Genomic DNA, 11,035 nt, shown 5'->3' on the forward strand with positions numbered 1-11,035 from the left:
ATTAGCCGCAGGCGTAATCGAACAATGCCCGCCGTTGCGTACCGATTGAGGTTGGCACACCGGCGCCGTCACGTTACGCCAAACCGCGGCTAACGTGACCTACCAAAGCTGGGGCCCCCCAATTAGCCGCAGGCGTAATCGAACAATGCCCGCCGTTGCGTACCGATTGAGGTTGGCACACCGGCGCCGTCACGTTACGCCAAACCGCGGCTAACGTGACCTACCAAAGCTGGGGCCCCCCAATTAGCCGCAGGCGTAATCGAACAATGCCCGCCGTTGCGTACCGATTGAGGTTGGCACACCGGCGCCGTCACGTTACCCCAAACCGCGGCTAACGTGACCTACAAAAAAGCTGGGGATCCCCATAACCCGTAGGGTTGATTCGCCGCAGGCGTAATCGAACAAGGCCGCCGTTGCGTACCGGTTGAGGTTGGCACACCGGCGCTGTCACGTTACCCCAAACCGCGGCTAACGTGACCGACCAAAGCTGGGGATCCCCATAACCCGTAAGTTTGATTAGCCGTAGGGTTGATTCGCCGCAGGCGTAATCAAACAATGCCGCCGTTGCGTACCGGTTGAGGTTGGCACACCGGCGCCGTCACGTTACCCCAAACCACGGCTAACGTGACCGACAAAGAGCTGGTGCCCTAACTCCTACCCCCACGGTTCTCCCCTGTCTTGACCAAAAACCGTCGGTTAGTGCATCTTTGAAAGTAGGCTGGCCGCCAAAACAGCGGCGCAACCAAGAAGCAACCGCAACATTGTTATCCAAGGAGGGATGCATGAGCCCAAACAACACAACGCCTGCTGGCATCGCCAGCGCAGCTCGCTGGGCCGCAGCCACATTGATATTGTTTGCCAGCGCAAGCAACGCCAATGCCAATGCCAATGCCACCATCTATAAATGCCCTGTTGATGGTAAGACTCACTATCAACAACAGCCCTGCGACAACGACAACCTCAGCCAAGGCCAGCTAGAGCTTGAGCCGCCAAGCTCCATCAGCAAGCTGAAAATTCATGGCAACCACCGCCCCACCGCACAAGCGCCGTCGTCGCGCCCCACTTTCGGCCGCAACCACATTCGGATCAGCAACACCAACTGCCAACGGCAAGGGGCGAAGACGGTTTACAGCGCTTTAGTCAGCAACTACAGCAGCCACTTGGCCTACACCGTCAAGCTGTCGTCCACTTTTTTCTTTAAAACCGACAGCAGCGCCGGTTACCAACAGTGGGACAAACAACTGCAGCGGCTAACCCTAGCCGCAGGCAGTTCAAGGCAGATTAAGCTGCACTCGCGCCTGCACGGCGATAACGTCCAAACCCGCTGCGAACGGGATATGACCTTTGTGGTGGCGAAAAAGTAGCGCCGCAGCCCTCGCCCCGCCCTTTGTTCCCATTCCAAACCGCTTCCCCCGTCGCTGTCGGCAGGGGTGCCATTTCGGCTGCGCTGGCTGCTGCCAATTCCCGTGATTTCAGCCTAGCGCCCAACCGCCCGTGAACAATAAAACCGCATTTGGGTTGACAGTTAAGATTACAGCTGTAATTTTAAACAAAGAATTACATCCGTAATCGTATTGATTGTGGCCGCACAGGGAAGTCAACTCATGGCAGAGATCAGCAACAGCGAACTGGAAGTGTTAAAGGTGCTGTGGGCGCAACACCCACTCAGTGCCAACCAGATCATCGAACGGCTTAATCGGCACCAGCCGTGGCACCAAAAAACCGTAAAAACCCTACTGAATCGATTGGTCAGCAAGCAGGCCATCGGTTTTGAAAAGGTGCAGCGCATGTACCTTTACTCCCCGCTGCTTGAGCAAGAGTCTTACCAGATAAAGCAGAGCGAAAGCCTGATTGCGCGCATCTTTGGCGGCCGAATTTCGCCGTTAGTCAGCGGCTTTGCCAAGCGCAACAACTTACAAAAAGAGGACATCGACGAGCTTAAAGCGCTGATCAAACAGTGGGAACAAGACCATGATTAACGCCCTGCTTGAGTCGTTATGGTTGTTCACCCTACTGAGCGCAGCCTTGCTGCTGTGCCATCGTTGGGTGCTGCGTTTTGGTGGTGCCACCAGCGCCTATGCCTTGTGGCTGTTGCTGCCACTGGCATTGCTTGTCAATCAGTTGCCGCTGCCGTTGTTGCTCAGCCACACGTTGCCGCCGCTGGCCATGGAAACCTTGGTGACGCTGCCCCATGCCCTGGCCGCACACGCCACCCCGTGGGCAACCATATTACTGAGCCTCTGGGGCAGCACCAGCGCCTGCGGGTTGGTCTTTTGGCTATGGCAAGAGCGGCGTTTTCAACGGCGCTTGGCCATTACCCCAATCGCGGCCAGCACACTGCCCCTCGCCCTGCCCGCGGCCCTGCGTGTTTATCAAAGCAACCACGCCCACAGCCCAATGCTAATGGGCTGGTTCAGCCCCCAGTTAGTGCTGCCGACTTCGTTTTCGCAACGCTATTCCAAGAGGCAGCAACGGCTGATCTTGGAACACGAGTTGTGTCACTTACACCGAGGCGATCTGCACTGGAATCGCTTGGCGGCATGCTGTTTGGCCGCAACCTGGTTCCACCCACTGTCATGGCTGGCTTTCGCGAGGTTTCGCCGTGATCAAGAACTGTCCTGTGACCAAACTGTTTTAGCGCGCAAGCACAAGGAATGCAGGGTCAACTACGGCAAAGCACTGCTGCAGACGGCGGCCACCGTTTCCAGCAGCCCCTTTGCCCCACTGTCCTTTAAAAAATATGGAGACAAACCAATGATGTTTGAACGCTTAACTCAGATCAAAAGCAACGCTCAAGGCAGCAAACGGGGCAAGGCCTTAATCGCCGCCGCCGCGCTGATGCTGCTGTCGGGGATCAGCTACGCCGGCAATGATCACACCACTAAGGCCGTGAAGAACGCCACCATGGTGGCACCACTCACGCGGATAGCACCGCAGTACCCCGCTGCGGCCGCCGCTCAAGGCGTGGAGGGTTCGGTCATTTTGAAATTTGATGTGCAAGCCGATGGCCGCGTCAGCAACATCTCGGTGGTGCGCGCCATCCCCAACGCGGTCTTTGTGCACGAAGCCAAAAAAGCACTGGCACAGTGGACCTATAAAACCAGCGCCAACGGCATAAAAGACGCCTTAGTGCAGCTGGACTTTGCCTTAGAAAAACGCAGCGACAGCCCCTACCCACAGGTGGAACAGATCCAAATCATCAACCACAACAAGTAAAGTAAAACGGCGGCTCATCCTGATGTTGAGCCGTCTGCGCGCCCGATTTCTCCCGTTGATGTTAGCGGGGCTTATTGGCGTTCAGAATGTCGATAAAATGGCGCACCTTGGGTAAGTTGATCACATCCCGATGCACCAAAATCCACGTGGGAATGCTCCAGCTCAAGTGCGGTAATACTGGTTGCAGCAACGATGAACGGTCGATCATAAATTTGGCCGCAATGCCCACCCCAATGCCCTGCTGCAGCCCCTGTTGCAACACCTGATGAGATCGGCTTTGCAGCTTAATGTTGGCCGCAGGCACATGGGTATGAATCCACTCATTCCACGCCAAATGAGGCTGGCGTTCGTTCATCGCAATAAAATCATGCACCGCAACGCTATCCATCTGCGGCAGCCCCCGTTTATCGAGGTAACTTTGGTGGGCGTACAGCCCCAGCTCTAACGCAAAAAAGGGCAGCACCACGTTGTCTAAGGTGGTTGGCTTGGCGCCAGTGCGAATGGCCACATCCGCTTCACCGTATTCCAGCTTGAATTGGCGAATGTCGCCGATGATCTCAATCCGCATCTGCTCAAATCGCGCCTGATAACAGTTTATGGCGGGAAACAGCAGCTGCGCTAATTCATCCACACAGGTGATGGTTAAGGTGCCTTGCAGTTGCTCCTGCTGGCTTTTGGCGCGATTGGCAAACTGGCTGAATTGCTCCTCGGTGATCTGGCCAAGGCGCATCAACTCCAGCCCCGCATCGGTCGCGATATAACCGCGATCGTTGCGCTGGAACAGCGTCACCTGCAGCGACGCCTCTAACCCATCGATGTGGCGCATCACCGTGGAACGGTGCACCCCTAACGCTTTGGCGGTTGCACTTAAGGTGCCCAATTGCGCCAGTCGATAAGCCGTTCTTAGCTCGGTCCACTTTTCCATGGTTATGCCTTTTGCTCGGTAGAAAACCTTGTTGCATATATGCACATCAAGGTTTCATTTTTGCTCATTCCTAGCATACAGGCAACAACATAGAATGGCGCCAATTCAATAACGCAGCACAGGGCTGACACAATGAAAACGCAAGTATTGGTAATTGGTGGCGGCTTTGCCGGTGTGGCGGTAGCGCAGAAACTGGCCAAGCAAGGGATCGATACCGTCCTCGTTGATCGCAAAGACTACTTTGAAGTGACTTACGCGGTGCTGCGTGATGTGGCCGATCCCAAACAAAATAACGGCAACGCCCGCCAGTATTACCAGCAGTTACTGACTGGCCGCTTCATCCACAGCGGCGTGCAGCAGCTCAGCCACAACAGCGCCATGTTAGAAAACGGCGACAGCATCCACTTCGAAAAAGTGGTGATCGCCTCTGGCTCTAGCTACCCCAGCTTGCCGCTGGCCAAATCCAGCAACGCCATCTCCATCGATGCCCGCAATCAAGAACTGCACCAATACCACCAGCAGCTGCAAACCGCCAAACAGGTGTTGATCATCGGTGGTGGCGTAGTGGGGGTAGAGCTGGCCGGTGAGATCGCTTACGCCATGCCAACCACCAACGTTACGCTGGCGCACAACGGCCACGCCCTGCTTGATGGTTTTCGCTCCAAGGCGCAAGCCAAAGCGTTAGCCCAGCTGCAACGGCTTGGGGTCGAGGTGAAGTTTAATGCCCGCTATCAGCAGCAAGGCGAGCACTATGTCGATAGCAACAGTGGCGACGTTTTGCGGCCAGACGTGGCCTTTGCCGCCACCGGCGTGCGCCCCAACAACCAGTTTTTACAGCAGCAGTTTGCCCATACCCTCAACCCACAGGGGTTGGTAAAGGTGGATAAGCAGCTCAGCGTGATCGGCCAAGATAACTTTTACGCCTTAGGCGACATCGCCGACGTCGGCGAAGCCAAGTTGGGCTATCTGGCACTGGAACAAGGCAACTATCTGGGCAAGCGCATCAGCAACCAGCTCAAAGGCAAACGCAGCAAAGGCTACAGCCGCCATCCGTTTATGGCGTTAGTGCCCACCGGCCAAGAAACCGGCGTTGCCCAGCTGCCGTTTATCACCACCACTTGGCGCACGCTGCTGAACATGAAACAAAAGGATCTGTTCATCAGCAAAACCTTTAACGAATTAAGCCACTGATCTGCCGCTTACCGTTGCCAAACTGCCCTGTTTCGCCGCAGGGCAGCCACACCACACCGCACCAACAAATATCAGCCCGCACCAACAAATCCCAAATGGACTCAGCGCCGATCAATCGATCCCGACAAATACCAACAATTACCAACATTTCCCAAATAAAGGCGTAAAAAAGCCCTTGGCTGTCGTGCCAAGGGCTTTGCTGTTGTTAGCATTGCGCTTGCGGTTACAGAAACAGCAGCCAAGGAAACAGCCATCCGATCCGCCGCGATCGATAAGCCGTTAATGTCGGCACTGACCAATCGCGACGGGTTATTTTGGCCTCAAGCGCGAGACTCGATCCCGCGGATCAACAGCGCCATTAGGTGTTCAAAATCGCGCTGGATATGTGGATCCGACCATTCCTTCGCGTGCAACGGATGATGATACCGCCCCGTGGCAAAAAATAAGGTTTTGGCCATTAAGCTGCAGTCTTCAATCGCAAAGCTGCCAGCGGCATTGCCCGCATTCAGAATGCTTTCCACCTGCGCTAGCAAGCTATTGATGTGTTTGGACTTCACCTGTTCCGGTGTGCTTTTAGCTAACTCCAGATAGGATTCGAACATCTCCGGATCATCAACAAAATTCCTCTGCTTTATCTCCATCAACGTTTTAAACCACTGCTGCAGCCGTTGCTTGGCGTCGGCGTTATCGCCCGCAATCTCTGCCAACGGCAGCGTGATCGATTCAAGCCAACGGGTGGTGATGGCTTGATGCAAGGCGGCTTTGGTTTTGAAATGACGATAAACGGTGCCATGGCTCACCCCGAGCATTCTTGCTACGTCCACCACCGTTGTTTTTCTTGGGCCAAAACGGCGTAAAACCTCTTCCGAGGCGTCCAATATCTGTTTTGTGGTTAGCATATTAAAGTTGCCATTTTTGCTGATAACCCCCTGAGCGATAACGCTTAGATAGAGGTAAATCGCCGCTTTTTATCGAAATTTAAAGTGATGCTAGCGATAACAATGATGGCAGTCAAACCGCGCCAAACCTGCCATCTAGCCCACTTTCAACAGCTCAAATTACGCTCATCTTGGTTGACACAATAACAAATGACAAATATCATTTTTTGTCATTCCGCCGTCGTCGTAAAATGAAGAGGAAGTTATGTCGATCACTCTCCAGCCCACCAAACCTACGCCAGGCAGGCATCGCCGTGTACTGAGTGGCATTTGGCGGCAGCGGCGCAACAGCCAACACTGCCCAGAACTTCCTCGACTTGATGGCCAGCGTGCTTTGGTTACCGGTGGTGCGGCCGGCATTGGTGAATTTATCTCCCGTGGCCTGATTGATCGTGGCGCTGAGGTGATCACCTTGGCCCGTGGCCTTGCCGATGCCAGCGGCGAGGCGCTAACCGCCAAGGCGATCTACGCCGATCTGGCTCAGCCTGATTCGATCGTTGCCGCCGTTGAACAACTGGGAACCACCCCTGTTGATCTGCTGATCTGCAATGCGGGCTTGCTCTCAAAACAAGCGAGCATGAGCGCAAACGGCGTAGAAACCACCTTTGCCGTAAACGTGTTAGGCCACCACATCCTCTATCGCTTACTGATGGAGCGCGGGTTGCTTAGCAGCAATGCACGCATCGTTCTGACCAGCGGCGACATCTACATCTTGGCGCAAGAGTGCAGCCCAACCATCCCATTTGACGGCACCGCCAAAGCCTATTCCCGCAGCAAGCTGGGCAACCTCTGGCAGGTGGCCGAATTAACCAAACGTTACCCACAGCTGCACTCAAGTGCGGTGCACCCCGGTGTGGTTGCCAGCGGCTTTGGCGGATCCAAACAGGGCCTGCTGGGGCGGCTGCGTAGCCGCCAGTTGATCTCGGAAGCCGCTGGCGCCCAAGCCTCGTTAATCGCCGCCACCCAAGCACTGCCGCGCGGCGCTTACTGGCATAACGTTTTTGGGCTGGTTGATTTGCCCAAGGGCGATCCCGCCTTAAACGCCACCGCCGCCGCTCGGTTATGGGATCAACTGGAAGCCCTCGCTGCGCCTTACTTGAAGTAATCGCCAACGTTGCGGTTGTCGTACCAAGAAAAACAGGATTGATGTAATGAAAATATTCTTGCTTGTGTGCCTTTCGCTCTTACTGCTGTCGTGTAAAAAAATCGATGTGGATCTTCGCACCAATTCAGCCCACTTTAACGAAGGCAAATTCAACAATAGCGCGCCGATTAACACACTGACTTTTTGGGAAATTGCGCGCGCCGGTTTTAATAACGACACCAAGCGAGCGGTCTGGCCAGAGTGGGTGAATACCGATGAAGTAACGCAAGAATTAAGCACGGTAACGGGGGACAAAATCCGCATCAGTTTTATTAACCACGCAACCTTTTTAATTCAAACCAACGGCGTCAACATTCTTACCGATCCGGTCTTTTCCGATCGCGCCAGCCCAGTCACTTTTATTGGCCCCAAACGCGCCCATAAGCCCGCAATCGCTCTGGCTAACTTGCCCAAAATCGATGTGATCATCATCAGCCACGACCATTACGACCACCTCGATCTCGACAGCGTTCATGCCCTAGTGGCACGCGACAACCCCAAAATCTACGTGGGGCTAGGGGTAGGCAATCACCTCAGCAACGCCGCCAATGTGCGTGAATTGGACTGGGGAGACAGCGTACAGGTAACCGGCAACGTCACGCTGTGGTTTCTTGAAGTGCAGCATAACTCTGGCCGCAGCCTAACCGATCGCAACGCCACCCTGTGGGGCGGATACCTGCTGCAGCTGGGCAATAAGCAGATCTACTTCGGCGGCGACAGCGGTTACGGCGACCACTATAAACGCACCTTTGAACAGTTTGGCGCGGTGGATGTGGCCCTGCTTCCCATCGGTGCCTACGCCCCACGAAAGCTGTTTCAGTTGGTGCATCTTGATCCTTACCAAGCCGTGCAAGCCCATCAGGATCTGCAAGCCAAACTTTCCATCGGCATGCACTACGGCACTTTTCAATTAACCAGCGAGCCGCGGCTAGAACCGCTTGAACTGCTGCAACACGCAAAGCAATCAGCCAATCTCGCGCCAAACGAATTTATCACGCTTGAATTAGGCCAACCACTGGAACTGGAAAGCCAAACAGAATGCCAACTTACCGGTGCCATTCGTTAATAAGTTCGGCCAGCAAGGGAACCGCATAATTTTATATTATTGTTTCAACAACAATTGGATATCAAATGAACATAGAGCAACCGTTATTAGGTCAAAAAGGAACTTTGATATTCTTGGTGTTAATCAGTGCATTCCCACCATTAACAACCGATCTGTATTTGCCCGCCTTACCAAAAATGGTCGAGGCATTTAACACCAGCCATTCGATGGTTAATTTAACCTTAAGCACTTACTTTATTATCTACGCCTTTGGCTTGCTGTTTTGGGGCCCATTAAGCGATAAATTTGGCCGGAAACCGATCATGCTGAGCGGCATCGGGATCTATGTGCTGGGCAGCCTCTTCTGCGGCTACGTCAGTGACATCGAATCACTGATTTTTGCGCGCGCGGTGCAAGCCTTTGGCGGCAGCGCCGTAACCGTTGTCGCCACGGCCATTGTCAAAGATTTATACGATGGCAAAGAGCGTGAAAAGATCATGGCCACCATTTTGTCGTTGGTGGTGATTGCCCCAATGGTGGCGCCGGTTATTGGTGCTTTGCTGCTGAAAGTGGCCTCGTGGCGCATGATCTTTATCGCCCTAGCCCTGTTTGGCGCTACCGCCGCCCTGTTCAGTCTGGCGTATAAAGAAACCTTAACCCGCCACAACAGCGGATCGGTGTTGCGTTCGTGGGGGCGGCTTGGGGTGGTATTGAAAAACCCGAACTTCCTGCTGCTACTGGCCACGTTTTCCATCGTGCCCATGTCGATGATGGGCTTTGTTGCCGCAAGCTCCTACATCTATATCGACCACTTTGGCTTTACCGAACAGCAGTTCAGCTACGTGTTTGCCTTAAATGCGCTGTTTGCTTCATTTGGCCCAAGGCTGTACCTGAAAGTATCCCAACGGATCTCGATCCAGCGGATCATCAGCGGTTGTTTTATCCTGCTCACGATCTGCGGCGGATTCATCTTCAGCTTCGGCCACTTATCGCCACTGTTGTTTGCCTGTTTGGTGGCCCCAGCCACTCTGGCCACCATTACCACCCGCGTACCGGGCACCAATTTAATGCTGGAACAACAGCAACAAGACACCGGCTCGGCAGTGGCCGTGATTCAGTTTTGTAGCATGATCGCCGGTGCCATCGGCATGGGGCTTATCTCGTTGGAAACCGATTCGCTGATTAAAAGTTTGGGCATGATCCAGATAATGATTGGTTTGATCAGCGGCGTATTATGGCTTGCCATCAAACACCGCCCCTTCGTCGCCAACCACATATCTCAACCGGCAAACTGATTTTAACGCCACCTCTGCAAGCCCACCATCGCAGCAATGGCCGCTGCGACGGTGGCCGCCCCAGCAAGCAGCCACATTCGGGCTTGGCGCCCTTAGGCTAACTCCAGCGCACTAAGCCAATGATGGCTGAGGCTGCGTAGAAAAACTGCAATCCGAAAAAAGCCCAGCGCTTATCCATAAAGCCCCACGCAGCAAACAGCAGCGCCGACAGTAACAGCAAACTGAACCCCAGTATTTCGTTGCCGGTATTGGAGGCGATCAACAAGGCGTAGATCATCGCCAAGGCCGAGCCTGATACTTCAAAGAAGGTGATCGCTTTTTGTTTGTCTATATCGAACGTCATTGGAAAAATAACACCTTAAACACGTATTCCGTTGCCAATCCGCTAGCTTACGGCGAAAAGTAATTTTGCCCAAGCAGCGCGGCAACGACACCCGTTGTCCAGAGCACACTCTCATCAATAAGGTCTGATAACGATCGTCGGCATCAATGCCGACCTACTGGGGATACCTATAGCTTGTAGGTTGGATTCGCCGCAGGCGTAATCGAACATTGGCGGCTGTTGCGGTAGCGGTTGAGGTTGGCACACAGCCGCTGTCACATTACGCCAAACAACGGCTAACGTGACCGACCAAAGCTGGGGATCCCCATAACCCGTAGGTTTGATTAGCCGCAGGCGTAATCGAACATTGGCCGCGATTGCGGTACCGGCTAAGGTTGGCACACAGGCGCTGTCACGTTACGCCAAACAACGGCTAACGTGACCGACCAAAGCTGGGGATCCCCATAACCCGTAGGGTTGATTCGCCGCAGGCGTAATCGAACATTGCCCGCGATTACGATACCGGCTGAGGTTGGCACACAGGCGCTGTCACGTTACGCCAAACAGCGGCTAACGTGACCGACCAAAGCCAGATGCCCGCTGTTGCGTATCCCAAACCCGTAGGTTTGATTAGCCGCAGGCGTAATCGAACATTGGCCGCCATTGCGGTACCGGTTGAGGTTATGAGGTAGGCGCTGCGAGGGGTAGCATGGCTTGTCGGTTGGATTCGCCGCAGGCGTAATCGAACATTATCGCTGTTGCGGTAGCGGCTGAGGTTGGCACACAGCCTGGGGGCCCCATAACCCGTAGGGTTGATTAGCCGCAGGCGTAATCGAACATTGCCCGCGATTGCGGTACCGGCTGAGGTTGGTACACCGGCGCGGCGTTGTTTCCTAAATCGTATTGAACCAATCAGCGCGACGGCGATCTGATCCTTGAACTGAGAATTCGGGACATAT

At 54.3% G+C, this 11,035-nt stretch carries 10 protein-coding genes; 7 read left to right on the top strand and 3 right to left on the bottom strand.

Annotated elements, in window-relative coordinates:
- Positions 1-782: 782 nt before the first annotated feature.
- The 3 genes from Q0796_RS17705 (at position 783) to Q0796_RS17715 (ending at position 3,216) form a co-directional block, all read left to right on the top strand.
- On the top strand, positions 783-1,364 hold the full coding sequence (locus Q0796_RS17705) for a hypothetical protein (protein ID WP_298445703.1): 582 nt from the start codon (positions 783-785) through the stop codon (positions 1,362-1,364).
- A 240-nt stretch (positions 1,365-1,604) separates the two neighbouring features.
- Positions 1,605-1,979, top strand: coding sequence for a BlaI/MecI/CopY family transcriptional regulator (locus tag Q0796_RS17710; protein ID WP_298445706.1), 375 nt, complete (start codon positions 1,605-1,607; stop codon positions 1,977-1,979).
- The gene (locus Q0796_RS17715; RefSeq protein WP_298445709.1) at positions 1,972-3,216 is read left to right on the top strand and encodes a M56 family metallopeptidase; all 1,245 of its coding nucleotides are present in this window, start codon (positions 1,972-1,974) and stop codon (positions 3,214-3,216) included. The genes Q0796_RS17710 and Q0796_RS17715 overlap by 8 nt, the downstream gene beginning before the upstream one ends.
- Before the next feature lie 61 nt (positions 3,217-3,277).
- Here the strand turns inward: Q0796_RS17715 and Q0796_RS17720 are convergent, their stop codons facing one another.
- Positions 3,278-4,141 (bottom strand): LysR family transcriptional regulator, encoded by an 864-nt coding sequence (locus Q0796_RS17720; protein WP_298445712.1) that lies wholly within the window; start codon positions 4,139-4,141, stop codon positions 3,278-3,280.
- Positions 4,142-4,273: 132 nt separating this feature from the next.
- Here Q0796_RS17720 and Q0796_RS17725 point away from each other — a divergent pair, with 132 nt between their 5' ends.
- Positions 4,274-5,332, top strand: coding sequence for an FAD-dependent oxidoreductase (locus Q0796_RS17725; protein WP_298445715.1), 1,059 nt, complete (start codon positions 4,274-4,276; stop codon positions 5,330-5,332).
- 320 nt (positions 5,333-5,652) lie between these two features.
- Here the strand turns inward: Q0796_RS17725 and Q0796_RS17730 are convergent, their stop codons facing one another.
- Entirely contained in the window at positions 5,653-6,231 is a 579-nt protein-coding gene (locus tag Q0796_RS17730; protein WP_298445718.1) for a TetR family transcriptional regulator, read from the bottom strand.
- A gap of 244 nt (positions 6,232-6,475) precedes the next feature.
- Here Q0796_RS17730 and Q0796_RS17735 point away from each other — a divergent pair, with 244 nt between their 5' ends.
- The 3 genes from Q0796_RS17735 (at position 6,476) to Q0796_RS17745 (ending at position 9,754) form a co-directional block, all read left to right on the top strand.
- Positions 6,476-7,375 (top strand): SDR family NAD(P)-dependent oxidoreductase, encoded by a 900-nt coding sequence (locus Q0796_RS17735; protein ID WP_298445721.1) that lies wholly within the window; start codon positions 6,476-6,478, stop codon positions 7,373-7,375.
- A 46-nt stretch (positions 7,376-7,421) separates the two neighbouring features.
- Positions 7,422-8,480, top strand: coding sequence for an MBL fold metallo-hydrolase (locus Q0796_RS17740; RefSeq protein ID WP_298445723.1), 1,059 nt, complete (start codon positions 7,422-7,424; stop codon positions 8,478-8,480).
- A gap of 65 nt (positions 8,481-8,545) precedes the next feature.
- A complete protein-coding gene (locus Q0796_RS17745) occupies positions 8,546-9,754 on the top strand; it encodes a multidrug effflux MFS transporter (protein WP_298445726.1) in 1,209 nt (402 codons plus the stop codon).
- 97 nt (positions 9,755-9,851) lie between these two features.
- Here the strand turns inward: Q0796_RS17745 and Q0796_RS17750 are convergent, their stop codons facing one another.
- Entirely contained in the window at positions 9,852-10,097 is a 246-nt protein-coding gene (locus Q0796_RS17750) for a hypothetical protein (protein WP_298445729.1), read from the bottom strand.
- Positions 10,098-11,035 lie beyond the last annotated feature (938 nt).

The sequence above is a fragment of the uncultured Ferrimonas sp. genome (assembly GCF_947489035.1).
Lineage (GTDB): Bacteria > Pseudomonadota > Gammaproteobacteria > Enterobacterales > Shewanellaceae > Ferrimonas.